This is a genomic window from Pseudomonas promysalinigenes, from assembly GCF_014269025.2.
GTDB classification, from domain to species: Bacteria; Pseudomonadota; Gammaproteobacteria; order Pseudomonadales; family Pseudomonadaceae; genus Aquipseudomonas; species Aquipseudomonas promysalinigenes.
In genome coordinates, this window is sequence record NZ_CP077094.1 from 658,011 (window position 1) to 672,301 (window position 14,291).

Genomic DNA, 14,291 nt, shown 5'->3' on the forward strand with positions numbered 1-14,291 from the left:
GAGCTGCGCTCGCTCCTACGTTTGTTTCGGGCCAGTAACGCCTGTGGCAGGCGCGCGCGACCGCCTGGGTCATACGACGCGATACCGCGCCATGCACAAAGGCGTCCGCGCGCAAATCCCACAGGACTAATTGGCCCGAAACAAACGTAGGAGCGAGCGCAGCTCGCGATGCGCCGCGTGGGCGGCGCTCGATCTGCGCTCCACCGAAGAGCTCACGCCAAGCCTCTAGGCCCAAGTAAACAGCACTACGCCTTTCGCAGAGACTTCGGCATGGCCCCCAGCACGTTCAGGCAAAAGCCGAACTGGCAGACCTGGCATGCGGTTTTCAGCATTCCTCATTTCACCAGGAGCATTACCATGCACGTTCGTATCGTCGACTTTGCCCAAGTGCGCGTCGCCGCACTGGAACACCAAGGCCCGCCTGCACAGCTGGACCAGACCGTGGAGCAGTTCATTCAGTGGCGGATGGCCAGTGGGCAGTCGCCAGTGGGTGAAAGTCGCACCTTCGGCATTCCCTACGGCAACCCGGATACCACGCCAGCCCAGGGGTTTCGCTTTGATATCTGTGGCGAGATAAAGGGGGACGTGGCGCCCAATGACTATGGAACCCGCAAAGGCCGGTGGAGGAGTGGGAGACGGATATTTATGTGCCGTTGAGGTAGAGCGAGGGCGGGCCACTCCCGTGGTGAATTGTGGGAGTGGCCTCGGTTTATGGGTGTTTCGCCATGCCGAGTTCGGCATCGTCCAGTAGCGCTTTGGCCAGCGCGCTGAGGTAGTAAGAGGCCCAGAGGAGTTGCGGTTTGTCTTCCATCAAGCCGTCGATGCTCAGGTCCCGGACGTAACCCATCAGTTCGGAGGCCTGCTCCCGGGCTGCCTGGCACGGGATGCCGGCTTCTACGCGGAACAGGGGGTAGGTCTGGTTTTCACCTTGAAAGAAGGTCGTTTTGCCGACGGTGAAGCGGGTTTCTTCAATGGTCATTGAGTGATCTCCCTGAAATGGAAACGTACCGAGGCTGGCCCTATCGGCGATAAGCCGTGCAGCCCAAGTGGCGCGTGATGCGAATCAACCCCGCGTTGTTGGGGCGGTTGGCTTTTGCACTTCGGCAAGCGCCGCTTCGAGCAAAATTTTTTAGGCATTCGACTTGTGCATCGAAGTCATGATCAAAAACGACAAAGGGGCTTGGGCAGCATCAGCATCGGCTGTTGGGCGACGGGTTCTGCGTTTCGGGCATAACCGGCGGCCATCATCAGCGTGTCTTCGAGGGAATGGTGAAGGTGAGGTGGGTCGGGCACGATCTTCAACATGATTGCTTCCATTTCAGGGCCGGCACCTTCTGCTGTCAAACAGAGGGTGGCAGCTGTACGTGGGTTGACAGACCGGCGGAAACAACAAGCTCCGGCGCACGCAAGCGTGCCCGCACGTACAGCCGCCATTAAGGCGAACCGCTTTGTTGTTTACCGTTGCGACCTGTCAAAGTCATGCCGTTCGAGTTGACGGCTGGGTGAGACTAGAAGGGTGCGGGGATGGTCGCAACGGGAAACTGGGGTGGGGAGTATCTTTGGGAAATGGACTACAGGGAAGGGGGGAAATCTGAGGGGGGTGATGGGTTTCGAAACAATTTGTGAGGGCGGGGAGTTGAGAGGGGGCGTCAATGACGATTCAGGATATTTGGCTGTGGACTTGGGTGGTCCGGGACTTTGGGTGGTCCGGGGTGATTTGGATAGGGTCGTTAACCTTATGATGCACAACATTTATATATATTCCGATTTTTAGTTGGGATGCCAATTGGAATACAGCACTCCACTTGAACGGCCGTGTGCATGCAATCTGACCAGCACGCTTTTAACCATGATTGGTATTGAGCTGTCCATACATGGCAGTGGCGGGAGGCACAGATCGGCCAGAAGAACTCATTGAAAAGTGGTTGCCAAGCCAGAGTCGATTCAGTGGGTTGAGACGTTGTCCAGGGAAAACCGCACACGGGCGGTCAGTGGTGCGTGTGCGTCTTCTCTTGCCACCTTGGACTTCATTCAACATAATCGCCAGACAACCCTTCGCAGCTTAGTGAATGAGGCGAATCTCACGAGGCCTCTCCGTCACTGATTCCATGCAAGTGAGGCGGGAGTTCGTCATTTATCAAGGATACGAATGTGACTATTCGGAACGTCGACCAGGATCAGTTTGTTGAGATCCTCCAATCCAAGCTGTCGGTGCGCTCTCCAGTCAAGAGTATCGAACGTTTGTTCGGGAGAGACAAAGAGCTGGAGTTGGTGGAGGAGGCCCTATTTGACCAGTGCGGGCACGTCTTCATCTATGGCGATCGCGGTGTAGGAAAGTCATCCCTAGCGGCGTCGGTGGCCGCGCAATACCAGAGTAGCGACAACGAGCCGATTCAAATCCCGTGCGGCAAGGATACCTGTTTTTATAAAACCATTGAAGAGATCTCCGAGCGAATTCTGCGTCGCGCAGGTGGTCGGCGAGACCTGGAGTACACCCATACCTTCAACTTGAAACTTTACAAGCTGCAGGTAAAGGATAAGGAAAAAAGCATCACGATTCCCTCCATCGACTCGATGTTTTCCGCTGTGGATGTTATGGAAGAGGTGGCCGGCGTACATTCTGAACGACCGGTTGTGGTTATCGACGAATTTGACCAGATCGAGTCGGCCGCCGAGCGCGCCAAGTTTGCACATTTCCTGAAAGACCTTGGCGATCGGGGGGTGAACGTGAAATTCATTTTCACTGGAATCGCCACTTCGCTTTATCAGTTATTGGGTGATCACGAATCTAGCTTTCGCCAACTCTTCACCTTAAAACTGGATCGGCTGTATTGGTCCTATCGTGAGGATATAGCCTACAGTGCGATCAACGCCTTCGGTCTGGAGGTGGATGAGGAAATTATTCACTCGATCGCACGCATCAGCAACGGATTTCCGTATTTTGTGCATCTTTTGACCCAAAATCTTTTGTGGTCGGTATTCAAGGACGAACGGGAAGTATGCCGCATCGAACGCGTTCATTTTGACGCAGCTATTTCACGTTCGATCATTGGCATCAGTGGGCGCTTGCAAAAACCCTACGACAGTGCGGTATTGCACAAGAGTCATGATTATATGCTGGCATTATGGGCCACTGCAGACTCTGAGGATACGGTTCGCTATGTCGAAAATATCTTCAAATCTTATTTGAGAATCAATCAGCAAGTCTTTGGTCTGGATCCGATTGAGGCCGACAAAAAGCCGCTTGAGCCAACCCAGTTCAAGAAAATTCTGAAGAAATTTCTTTCTAAAGATTGTGGTCAAGTGTTGGAGTTGGTCGAAGGTAGGGAACACATGTACTCGTACCGTGAGAATCTGCTCCGAGGCTTCGTTGCCTTGAAGGCGGAAGAGGCGGGCCTTGAGCTGCAAGGTCATATGCCCGATGCTCCAAGAATTCCAACTGCAATGGCCAAATCGCGGTTCAGTGGGGGGCAGGGACGGCTATCTGCCTATGCGGCGGATCCGTCGAGGAGTGTCAAATTTCGTTCTGAGCAATGAGGGGTGTTCTCCACGTATTGTTGAGGAAAGCGATCCTGCGTGCCGCGCAAGCGGCCAAGTCATTTCATTCGACCATAGGCTGGCCAAGCCCATCGATTCTTACTATGCGAAGCACGGGGTGATGGCTGCGCCTGGCCGATGCTCTTACCTATACGGGTGAAGAGGTGGCCTCACGTGCGTCCAGGAGCTGGAGAATGACTGCTTTCTTAACAGGTACATGGGAATTCATCGCGGGGCTGCCAGTAGGCGCATGGCCGTGATTGGTGAATTGGTGGGTGCTCTCATTACGGCGATCGTCAGTCTTTGGAATACACGTAAAACGCTCGATGTTCAGCGCCTGACGAATGCACGCTCAGCGTCCACATTCATCAGTGACAAGCGCCATGAATAGATAGATGACCTACGCAACGACATATCCGAATACTTGTCGTTGTCACTGGAGACTGCGGAAGCATGGAAGCAGCTCTATTGGAAATTCAGGTACGAGTACGACGAGAATTTCCATCACCCTCCGCAGAAGGTACTAGGGTTTGCGAATCGTGGCGCACTAACTGTCTCAGCCAAAACGCAACTCGTGATAGCGAGCACCATCAACCCTACATGCGCGCGGTTTACGTTTCGAAAGTCCGCCCCCGGTGTCGCCCCATCGTTATCCCAAGAAATCCGTAAACGCTCTATGGACCCCAGCTCGCCAAAAGTGCGGTTAGTGGAGCGTTTACGGTGGAGCTTGCTCCAATTCAGGATTTGTTTGGGACGGAATTCATCATTCTGTCGAGTGACAGTGCGAGCTACCTGACGCGGTTTGCACTTGGAAGGCACCACTTTGAGTAAAGCAACTTTCAAGGTCCCAGTCACCTGGCTGGCTGAAAACAAGGTTTGGAGCCTTACTTCTAGGGGCTCAGATCATGTCAGCGCAGGCCATCCGACCTGTGCTGAAATAGCCCTCCGTCCAATCGCCCCCTCCAAGTTCCCCATCACATGAGTCAGATGAGCATTTCCGATTGCAAGTACTCCATTAAGCGCAAACAAACCCGTCGCGAGCTTTTTTGCCGTAGCAGGTGGGTCAGCGTCCAGCGAGCTCACCTTCCAAGCTACAGCTTCAAGGGCGATGGTGTCCGCGTGTTTTTTCACCGGACGCGATCACTTTTGTTGCCAGGATTTCCACGCGCCAGATTTTGGTTCAAGCGACGTCCTTGGTGAGATGGCCTCGACGTGGGCTGCATCGGCTCAAGGTAGGTGCCAAAACAAGCGATGGAGTTACGGCGCAGGGATCAAGAGCAGGTATTTGGTGGTGCGCCCCGGTCCTCCGGATAGTGGCGTGGTATCTCATGACCAATCAGTTCGTTCCAGATTCAACCATATCGCCTCGCAATTCTATAGGCGCGGTCAGCGGAAATTCCTAATGAGGCAGCCCTACTTCGTCCTTTTGGTGCGAACTGCTGAGTCAATATCATGGATCGTAGTGATTCTAGCAGACTATTGTCTGTGGAATGCCGGCCAAGGTTGAGTAATTCTCGCGACGATGAACACATCCCCCCGTCCTTCCATCGCCGACCAAGCAGCCGCGAGAGTGGTTCGAGAGGCGCGAGTTGCAGCCGGCCTCTCTCAAGAGGCGCTTGCAGAAGCTGCAGGTCTTCATCGGACCTACATTAGCTTACTCGAACGATCTCGGCGATCTCCTTCTTTATGCACTTTAGATGCTATTGGTCGTGCCCTCTGTTTTGAACCCTCAAAAATCTATCGCCTTATTACGGATGCCCTTGAGCACATTGAGTGATCTCGCGCTCGGCTCTCGCAAATGCCTTTAAAAATTTGATACCGGAGCTTGAAAATGTCAGGGAGTATGAATGCTGAAGTTATTTCTGAATCAAGTCTGTATGGAAGTAAAGGACAAGCCTGGCATCCTAATTTTGTTGAGTACATGAAATTCATAGTTCTACATCCAAACTATGCGGGAATGCCTGACGCTATTAAGGCAGACGGGAGAATTCAGTGGGAGGCACCGTCTAATCGAGGTGGTGGCCTCTATAAAGATACACATCACAAACGCCGAAACTGGTGGCGGGAGAAAGGTGAAAGCCCTGGGATCGGGATTTTTGATGGTGAATCTCAGTGGATTAGTAGAGTTGCCAAGGTCATCCATCCAACAGGGTCGAAGCCTTGTAAGCGTTGTGGTAATTCACTCAGAATAGCCTACGTATATCCCTCGCGAAGCTTTGTCTCTAGATGCATAAAGGCGTTTGGTGAGGATTACGCGCCAGGTGCGCTTGAAGAAGTGGCAAGCTATATGCGTCGTATCGTCGATTCGGGCGGTGTATCTCAGCTGCGACACTTTTCATCGTTATTTAAAACTAAGGATATATTACCTCCTCAGTTGGGTGAAGATCTCGACTCTTGGCTGGAGTGGGTGGAGGAAATTTATGTTCCTTCTGAGCCTACTCTCCTGAGCCCAGGGGTTATGTCGAACGCTCCAGACAGGCTGGACGGTTTCCACTCGTTTAACCGTTGTTGCCGTGGCGAGGCAGATACGGGGCGCCATAAGCCTAACATGCAATGCTACACAACAGATCGTCGCGTATTTGAATATTGGTCGGAAGGAGATTGGATTGCTGCCGACCGTATGATGGGGCTGGTACGTGCCAGATTCGCAAGTCACTCTTGTGCTGATGGCGGTATGGGACCACCTAGTGCGGATCACATTGGCCCGCTTTCTTTAGGCTTTGCACATCTTCCTGAGTTTCGGCTTCTAAGTAAATCTGCCAACTCTGCGAAAAATAACCGAATGACTTTTTGGGATGTAGGTTACCTTCGTGAGCAAGAAGCTCGTGGAGTGCAGATTGTTTCTTGGTATGCAGCTCCAATCTGGTCAGCGCTAAAGGATCGCGTGGTCAATGAAGAAACAGCTTTGCGCTTATCTAAAATTATGCGTGATAATCAGCGCCAAGCTATGTATTTTTTGGCAGAATTGAGGGAAAAAGGTCATGCCGCATTTCTTGGTAGTTTCCTCGAGTTAGACCGCGCCGATTTCAATGTCGAATTTGAAGATCTTAAGGTGGTCAACTTTGTGACTTCTTTCAGTTCTATAATGCGTAGACATCGGACGACGAAGTACGCTAGTGAGCAAAAGGCGCGCAGAATGCGGATCGGCTTCGAAGCTCTTCGCTCATACTCGGCGAAGACGAATCGTCACTTCTGGCAAGTGAGGGATGCGAGTATCGAATACAATCTTGAGCTTGCTCATGCTACGTTACGTGGCGCGCCGAACAGGATTCTTGAGCTCGATAAGCAAATTACTATGATTCTTGATCAGCCGGGAACCTACACTTTTGAAGAAGAGCTACGAAGTGTCTGTGCTAGCCTGCCAAAAATTTCTGAGGAGCAAGCTTTTACTGACGCTCGCAGCCTTCTTCAGGCTGCAATGCAAGTCGTAGCCGATATTCTGGTCGCTAACTGGGAAAACGAGCGATATGTACGAGTCGGGTGCGCTGTCGATGAGTCCGATGAACTCATCGAAAACATATTGCCGGCTCTAATAGCGATCCCCCGCCTCTAATCTTGCGAAATACTCTGCAGGTGAGATCAGTCCTCGCATCAGCGCTTGATAAGTTGATGCAGGGGCTGATTGGTAAGGTTTTGAACTACCATCCTCAGCAGGCTTAAGAGTGGGAAGATCGCTAATAGCTTCCTCGACAGATACCGCCACCTGCACATTGGAAAACAGGGTTGGTCCTGAGGAAGTTGACGACGTAATTGGCTCCGGAGGTTGCCAGGGCTCAATTCTCTCTTCCCGAAAGCCAACCAAAATCACACGCTTGCGTCGCTGAGGTATGCCATGCTCATCTGCTGAAATGACTGTAGCGTAGATTGATGGCATAACAGAGGAGAACGCTTCTTTGACTGCAGCAAATACCTTGCCTCCTTGCATATTTAAGAGCCCAGTAACGTTCTCAAAAACGAAGCCGTCAGGCTGTACTTCTTCTAAAAAACGGACGTAATCGCTAAATAAATGATTTCGAGAGTCCTCCATTGATCTGCGGTTTCCTGCTGTGGAGAAACCTTGGCATGGGGGGCCCCCTAGTACCCAGAGGGGCTCACCCGCTCTCCGGCCATTTTTAGCTGCTTTAACTATCTCATTGAAAACTGACGGGGTGGTGATGCTGCCCGTTACTGTTCGCTCATGAACATTGCGAGAGTAAGTTGAGAGATATTTAGCTTCGATATCATTCGCAATGATAGGCCTCCAGCCTGCCCACTTAAACCCAAACCCCATCCCGCCAGCGCCAGAAAATAGGTCAATGTAGCCACCTTTTGTTCCTAGAGTTTGCGCAATTCGGTAGGCTAAAAGCGGTGGTACAGCGTTGCCTATTTGGGTACAGATTGCCCCTTGCCCTCCCATGAATTCATAACTGTCGGGAAAGCTCTGTAGTCTGGCTGCTTCACGTTGAGATAGAACCCTATCTTGAGTGGGATGGACGTGGCACCCGTTACCTGGGCGGTTGAAATACGTATTTATGGTATAGGACGGCATGTCTCGGCGAAGTCGTCCATAGTAAGTTGAGCGGCTACCTTCCCCTCGCTTGTAGCTTTCGCGTATTTGCTCAAGGCGCTTTGAGGGGATACTTTCTGGGATGTTTTTCCAATTTCCACCCTCGGGTACAGCACGAACCATTTGGAGGTCAAGCTCGCTCAGTTTTGCACTGTGATGATTGAAAATGATAGAACTTTCCCTCTCTAGCTTAGACTCAATATGACTACTGTTTCCGCAAGTGCTGCCCGAGGAAGTTTTAGTATTCGTCACGTTGCTTGATAGCCTCTCGAAGGCTTTTTTTCTTTCTTCCTTCTCTTCGTTGCTCAGTTTCGAGAATAGATCTAACACCATTGAATACTCATTCGGAGTTAATCCATATACTCGAAGAGCAACATACGCGTCGGCGGTCACTTCGGCATGAGTGTCACCAAGGAGTGCTGCGTTCACTAGCTGCCCTAGATCCGAGTCAGCTTCAAGTTGGCTTGCCTTAGGTACAGGTACCTTTCGAAGAGAACTCAGGGACACGTGCCCGGTTGCAAGGTTTGCCCGTAGAAGCAGTTCGAATGTCGTTGAATTCATTATTCCGAGCAGAGCCCGGAGAGCAGTCGGCCTACCCCCAGAAAAAAACGCGACCCCGAGCGAGTTACCTAATACCCAGCCTGCAGGAACGATTGTCGCAATAAGCCTACGTTTCTGGTTTGGCCTAGAAATGTCACGCCATGCGATACGCTCATACTTAACTGAGGGAGGGGGGGTCCAACCTTGTTTGGCTACACTAAGCGTAGGTCTATGCCGGATACTGAATCGGTCTATCATACGGCCTTTCAAGAAAGGCATCGCTATGTCAGATATTGGAGTCAACCAGTTCGCGCTTCCAGTTTCATCGATCTCTCGACCAGCCCAAAATCCAGAGTCACGGTCCTGCTCAAGTTCTCCCCAAGTAGAGAATCGAGTCATAAGCGTAGACATAAGTCGAACGGTGCTTGCACCAAATGCAACCGGTAGAACAAAGTCTGAAGCTAAAAGCCGTTCTGGCTCTAAACTGACCTCCGCTGTTTCAGTCGACGACCCGCAAGCGCTATAAGTTGTAATAGGGACCGTTTTCATTGGTTTATTATACGCCTCAACCACGATAGTAATCGACGCTACGTCGGCACTTTCGTAAAGCTTAGATTCTGCTGGGTAATAAGTAACATCTCTGAGGGCATGCTCGAGCAGCAGGTGCTGACGCAACACCGAAGATTGATCGTCAGCTAGCAAACTAGCTGGTAGCACAGCGCCAATCACTCCATTGCGGCGCGCAAGCAGAAAGCTTAACTCAAGGCCTACTCGTGATAAGTTAGTCCCCCAGCCAGCGAACTTTCGGCGAGGCTGGGAACGTGGGAATTGACGAGATATCCACTTATCATAGAGCCTCATGTTAGAGACGTACTCTTCTCGGAGCCCTTCTCTGAGCTGATCTACTTCGCGGCGATCTGGCTTCAACAGCTCCCACGGTGGATTCGTGATGACTATATCGAATCTGGCATCACATGTTGGACCGTACCGGAAGGCGTCATCTACGATGAAATCGCATTCTACTTCGAGTCCATCTTGTCGCAATTTGTCAAACTTCTCCCGAGCGACGTCGAAGCCGAGATCAGAGATATCCCAGAGTTGGAGACGCCACTTGCGTCTTGGTAGACAAAGCTCAGCCCAAGCATCGATTAGCCAGCCAAGAAGCCGGCCATCGCCGCCGAAAGGGTCGATGACACAGATTTCCTCGGACAAATCACTGGTCGCGGCAAATGAACGTGCCACGGTGCGTGCAAGTTGGCGACCTACAGACTCGCCCGTATAATAACGGCCAGAGGCCTTCTTGATGAAATTGTCGTGGGTCGGTGCATCGGCAGTACTGACGTGGTTGAGATGTAGCACGCATTTTCCAAGTTACGAATAGTGAACCGTTAGCGCCGAGTTGGCGCATGCGGTGGAGGGTTGCCCGGGGACGTTCAGCTGCCATTGTAGGAGCAACCCCTGGGCTGCGTCGATGGAGACTGACCTGTGGTTCGCGTTGCTCACCGGAGGACTGACGGCGGTACTTCGTTAGCATAGGTGTTGAATTACCACGCTGTTGCAGTTCTAGCCCCTGATGGCTGGAGATTCGCACATCCTGATCATCGCATGGTGCAGCGAGGGTGCGTTCACGCTGCTCCATCGTCACAGAGTTGTTGCTGGTGATATCGGGGTTCGTCACGCCGATTCTCACGAGGGGAATGCTGCAAAGCCCTGTGCGATCTGAGCTGCAGCAGTGGCGCAAGATTTGCCCAAGTGGATAGGTTGCTTTAGGGCAGATAGGTCCGGTGTATCTGGCGGACGAGCGCTATATGTGGAAAAGCATCCATCACCGGGGAGTTGACTGTTCGAGTTGTCCGATGCGGATCGCCCTTGGGTAGAACCATCGCAGGAGCGGCGGGACCTTGAAGGCTTGGGTCACCTGGTGTGCTGTCAGCAATATCCTTTGCACGGGCAGTTCTACGCCTGTGGATAAACCCGATTGCGGGCAGAAATCCAGTGCTTTGGGGGGCGTTAAAAGCGGTCAAGGGCTTCGCCCGTTGGGATAACCATCTCGTACAGAAGCCCTACTACGACTGGTGTTAATCGCCCAGAATTATCTCGGTGCATTGAGAGAGGAATCGCGGTCGATGGATTAGATCTGTTGCCCGTGAGCCCATGCAGCTTTGGCTCCGATTTTGCCAAAAACCATCATTAGCTTGGTCAGCATCTACCATATAGGTTGCCCCCATTTCACTCTCCATGGTCGGGTTTCCACGATCAGCGAGCTCCGCTGAAATTTTTTGTGTTGCCACTTTGAATTGTTAGGGCCGCTTCGCGGCCCCTGGCTATCAAGAAGCCTTCGCCATCCCCAACTCGGCATCATCCAATAGGGCTTTGGCCAATGCGCTGAGATAGTAGGATGCCCACAGCAGTTGGGGCTTGTCTTCCATCAACCCGTCAATGCTCAAGTCGCGCACATAGCCCATCAATTCAGACGCTTGCTCACGAGCTGCCTGGCAGGGGATGCCAGCCTCGACGCGAAAAAGTGGGTGGGTTCGTTCCTCCCCTTGAAAGAACGTTGTTTTGCCGACGGTGAAGCAGGTTTCTTCAATGGCCATTGGGTAATCTCCCTGAAGTTGTAGATGCCTGGCCTAGCCAATCGCAGCCAAGCTGGGCGCACATCGATCCATGACTGTACGAGTGCAAGACCAGGCAGCGGTCTTTACGGATCAGTGCTGCGTCCGCGTCTCGATGGGCTTTTGAATCTGAACAAGCGCGGCTTCGAGCAATTTGCGCAAGGCATCGAGCTCGTGCATCGAAGTCATGATCAACGCCGACACAGGCGACCTGGGCTGCATCAGCATGGCCTGCTGCGCGACGGCTTCTGCGCATGGCGCTGAGTCGGCGGCCAGTATCAGTTTGCCTTCAAGGGAATGGAGAGGGTGGGGCGGGTCGGGAACGATCTTCAGCATGGTCTTGGCCTGTTCGAGTGGGGCCACCACCGTTCTGCTGTCAAACAGAAAGGCGGCAGCTGTGCATGGGTTGACAGACCGGGAACAGACCAAACCGGCGCACACGAGGTGCCCCATGACAGCTGCCATAAAAAGGCAAAGCCATGTGGTGTGTTCAGGGCGGCCTGTCAAAGCCGGCCGTTGCGCGCAACGACAGGCCGACACTAGTCCCTAGCCCTGAACACCACAATGGCTGGGAGTATCTTTGGGAAATGTCCTACAAGATAGGGGTGAAATCTGATTTTGACCGTAACAGGGTGTTACGCAATTGACAGATGACAGGCATAAAAAAAGACGCCCCAGGGCGTCTTCTTCTTTGGATTTGATGGAGCCGGGGGGAGGTGAACCCAATGTAAAAATTCTGTAAAAAGCCTATAAATCAGATGTTTACCGAGAATTTGGTTGAGGGTTTTGCCGCCCTTGCTCCGCACAAAATGCCGCCCCTTGACGCTAGGGGCAGAGAGTATTTCACTCCCTTGGGAGTAGCTAAAAACCTGATCAGGTGGTCAGCTAATGTGAGGGCCACCGAACCTGATAGAGACTATTGACAATGGCTGTCATCTGATTTATAAGGGATTCCTCTTTACGAGTTTAAAGCTAGCAGCTATTTGCTGAAGGCTTAGTCAGGCGCTTCGCCAGACTCAATAGCATTGCGTTGTTTTATTCCGCAGACAAGATCTGCGGCCTTACGACTCCTTCGTCGCTCCAGTCCGCAGATCTTGTCTGCGGCTGTACCTTGGTAAAGAGCCTTTTTTCGCATGGATCCGCGACAAATTCTTGCTGACGTAGACCTGGCCGAAAGCAAGATTCATTTCTCCAAAGATCCAATTGTTCTGCTTTGTGGGGGCTATGTCCCTGAAAAAGAACATGCAGATGCAGATGACCCTCCTATCAGTTCTCTTCGTGATGCTTTGAAGCGCAAAGCGCTCAGCATGATCAAGTCTCCCCAGATTTTTAGGCCAGAAGAGATCAAGTCTTGGCATGAAGATGGGGTTTATAGAAATCTGATGGACTTTGAAGCAGATCTTGCCAGTATCTGCTCACTGATTGCTATTGCCGTTGAAAGCGAGGGTTCTATTGCTGAGTTAGGTGCTTTCTCTCAGTTGCCCGACTTTCAAAAAAAACTCATAGTCTTTGTCCCTGAGGAATACGCAGGTGCTAAGTCCTTTATCAATCTAGGGATTCTGAGGCATATAAACGAAAAGCACGGGAGCGGCGTAAAGGTATATCCTTGGCACCCCAAATGCCCACGTGATATCCCAGATGATGTTGTTACAGATGTTATGGATGATATTTTGGAAGAGCTTGAGGGTCTGAAGAAAACGCAGAACCTATCTCTTGATAATAATATCCATATAATCGTAATGATATATGAGTTGATCAGGCTGTTTGTGGCACTTAAAGAAGGCGAGATAGTCGAGGCAATCAAAGGTCTTGGTAAGGAAGTTCATCGTGATGATGTGCGGCGTAAAATATTCCTTTTGCAAGAGTTTGATTTTATAAAAAAGATTGGCTACAGCGACTCTGTATTCTATGCCTGTTATAAAGACTCATTTCATACTCTCCGTTTCGCACTTAAGGCGGGAGGTATGGTTGACACGTTGAGGCTAAGAATGGAGTGTGTTGATTACTATAAAGCAACAAAGTCTGAGCGAAACCGGAACAAGGCCATCGAACGAGCCAAGCTAGGGGTTGCGAAATGAGCGAATACAATTTTCGTGAGCACCTTTCAGATGAGTTCGTGATTTCCGAGCACGATGTCTCTCGACTGCTGCTCAGGGCGCCATACGCATACAAGCGTTACACTATTCCCAAAAAGAATGGTGGGGTTAGACACATTGCCCAACCGGCGAAGGAAACCAAAATCATTCAACACTTCATGATGAGTGAGTGGTTCTCTAAGCTACCAGTTCATGAGTGTGCGGCCGCTTACAAGTCTGGAGCAAGTATTAAAGATAACGCACAGCGACATAGCGATTGTGCCTATATATCGAAGTTTGATTTTGTTAACTTTTTTGGATCTATAACTGAAGTCGATATTAGAAACCTGCTGGTTGAGGTTTTTGGCAGTCAGTTGTCCGAAAAAAGTATAGCTGATATGGCGAGAATGAGTTGCATCAGAGATAGAGTGACAGGGCGGCTAGTGCTTAGTATTGGTGCCCCATCCTCCCCTGTGTTGTCCAATGCGGTAATGTTTAATTTTGACTCTGTTGTTAACCAATGGTGCCGTGAGCACGATATTGTGTACTCGCGATATGCAGATGATTTGACGTTTTCCTCCAACAGAAAAGGCGTTACTTTTCTAGTGGAGGATTTTCTTCAAGGTACTTTGAAGGAATTGCCTGAGCCGTCGTTATCTCTGAATACAGAAAAAACGGTTCATGCGTCAAAAAAGAATCAGCGTCGTGTCACTGGACTAGTACTGAGCAATGACGGCAACGTGACTATTGGACGTGATAGAAAACGACTTATAAGCGCTATGGTTCATCGTTACGCTTTAGGCGAACTTGATAATCGGTCAATCGCAAACCTACAAGGCTTGCTTGGTTTTGCACTGGATGTTGAGCCGCTATTTGTTGCTAAGCTCAGAGGTAAATATACATCTAAGGTGATTACCGAACTCATGAGAGTGAGAGCTAAGAAAGACGACTGATGTAGCAAAACTCCTGTAGTGATTG

10 protein-coding genes and 1 pseudogene are annotated in these 14,291 nt (G+C 51.1%); 6 read left to right on the plus strand and 5 right to left on the minus strand.

Annotation, left to right across the window (positions count from 1 at the left end):
• Positions 1–249: 249 nt before the first annotated feature.
• A pseudogene (locus HU725_RS03125) lies at positions 250–615 on the plus strand (AraC family transcriptional regulator); the annotation flags it as partial.
• A 94-nt stretch (positions 616–709) separates the two neighbouring features.
• On the opposite strand, the gene HU725_RS03130 reads toward HU725_RS03125, so the two are convergent.
• Together HU725_RS03130 and HU725_RS03135 are read right to left on the minus strand one after the other, a co-directional pair.
• Entirely contained in the window at positions 710–979 is a 270-nt protein-coding gene (locus tag HU725_RS03130) for a DUF3077 domain-containing protein (RefSeq protein WP_186478872.1), read from the minus strand.
• Positions 980–1,161: 182 nt separating this feature from the next.
• Complete coding sequence (locus HU725_RS03135; protein WP_186478878.1) at positions 1,162–1,305, minus strand: hypothetical protein; 144 nt, start codon at positions 1,303–1,305, stop codon at positions 1,162–1,164.
• Positions 1,306–2,151: 846 nt separating this feature from the next.
• Between HU725_RS03135 and HU725_RS03140 the strand changes: the two genes are divergently transcribed.
• The 3 genes from HU725_RS03140 to HU725_RS03150 all read left to right on the plus strand — a co-directional run bounded on the left by HU725_RS03140 (position 2,152) and on the right by HU725_RS03150 (position 7,090).
• Positions 2,152–3,537, plus strand: coding sequence for an AAA family ATPase (locus HU725_RS03140; protein ID WP_186478871.1), 1,386 nt, complete (start codon positions 2,152–2,154; stop codon positions 3,535–3,537).
• 1,522 nt (positions 3,538–5,059) lie between these two features.
• Entirely contained in the window at positions 5,060–5,314 is a 255-nt protein-coding gene (locus HU725_RS03145; protein WP_186478870.1) for a helix-turn-helix domain-containing protein, read from the plus strand.
• A gap of 66 nt (positions 5,315–5,380) precedes the next feature.
• Positions 5,381–7,090, plus strand: coding sequence for an Alw26I/Eco31I/Esp3I family type II restriction endonuclease (locus HU725_RS03150; RefSeq protein ID WP_189658147.1), 1,710 nt, complete (start codon positions 5,381–5,383; stop codon positions 7,088–7,090).
• Here the strand turns inward: HU725_RS03150 and HU725_RS03155 are convergent.
• The 3 genes from HU725_RS03155 to HU725_RS03165 all read right to left on the minus strand — a co-directional run bounded on the left by HU725_RS03155 (position 7,067) and on the right by HU725_RS03165 (position 11,574).
• A complete protein-coding gene (locus tag HU725_RS03155) occupies positions 7,067–9,982 on the minus strand; it encodes an Alw26I/Eco31I/Esp3I family type II restriction adenine-specific DNA-methyltransferase (RefSeq protein ID WP_186478869.1) in 2,916 nt (971 codons plus the stop codon). The genes HU725_RS03150 and HU725_RS03155 overlap by 24 nt on opposite strands.
• Positions 9,983–10,950: 968 nt before the next feature.
• Complete coding sequence (locus HU725_RS03160; RefSeq protein WP_060480015.1) at positions 10,951–11,220, minus strand: DUF3077 domain-containing protein; 270 nt, start codon at positions 11,218–11,220, stop codon at positions 10,951–10,953.
• 111 nt (positions 11,221–11,331) lie between these two features.
• Positions 11,332–11,574 carry a hypothetical protein gene (locus HU725_RS03165; RefSeq protein ID WP_186478868.1) on the minus strand — a complete coding sequence of 81 codons (243 nt, stop codon included), beginning with the start codon at positions 11,572–11,574 and terminating at the stop codon, positions 11,332–11,334.
• A 797-nt stretch (positions 11,575–12,371) separates the two neighbouring features.
• On the opposite strand from HU725_RS03165, the gene HU725_RS03170 reads away from it, so the two are divergent.
• Both HU725_RS03170 and HU725_RS03175 read left to right on the plus strand, forming a co-directional pair.
• On the plus strand, positions 12,372–13,316 hold the full coding sequence (locus HU725_RS03170) for a retron St85 family effector protein (RefSeq protein ID WP_186478867.1): 945 nt from the start codon (positions 12,372–12,374) through the stop codon (positions 13,314–13,316).
• Entirely contained in the window at positions 13,313–14,266 is a 954-nt protein-coding gene (locus tag HU725_RS03175) for a retron St85 family RNA-directed DNA polymerase (RefSeq protein WP_186478866.1), read from the plus strand. The genes HU725_RS03170 and HU725_RS03175 overlap by 4 nt, the downstream gene beginning before the upstream one ends.
• Positions 14,267–14,291: the final 25 nt, after the last annotated feature.

Coding starts and splice junctions, on each gene's coding strand:
- HU725_RS03165 (WP_186478868.1), bottom strand. CDS start 11,574: ATGCTGAAGATCGTTCCCGACCCGCCCCACCCTCTCCATTCCCTTGAA.
- HU725_RS03135 (WP_186478878.1), bottom strand. CDS start 1,305: ATGTTGAAGATCGTGCCCGACCCACCTCACCTTCACCATTCCCTCGAA.
- HU725_RS03145 (WP_186478870.1), top strand. CDS start 5,060: ATGAACACATCCCCCCGTCCTTCCATCGCCGACCAAGCAGCCGCGAGA.
- HU725_RS03130 (WP_186478872.1), bottom strand. CDS start 979: ATGACCATTGAAGAAACCCGCTTCACCGTCGGCAAAACGACCTTCTTT.
- HU725_RS03170 (WP_186478867.1), top strand. CDS start 12,372: ATGGATCCGCGACAAATTCTTGCTGACGTAGACCTGGCCGAAAGCAAG.
- HU725_RS03160 (WP_060480015.1), bottom strand. CDS start 11,220: ATGGCCATTGAAGAAACCTGCTTCACCGTCGGCAAAACAACGTTCTTT.
- HU725_RS03175 (WP_186478866.1), top strand. CDS start 13,313: ATGAGCGAATACAATTTTCGTGAGCACCTTTCAGATGAGTTCGTGATT.
- HU725_RS03150 (WP_189658147.1), top strand. CDS start 5,381: ATGAATGCTGAAGTTATTTCTGAATCAAGTCTGTATGGAAGTAAAGGA.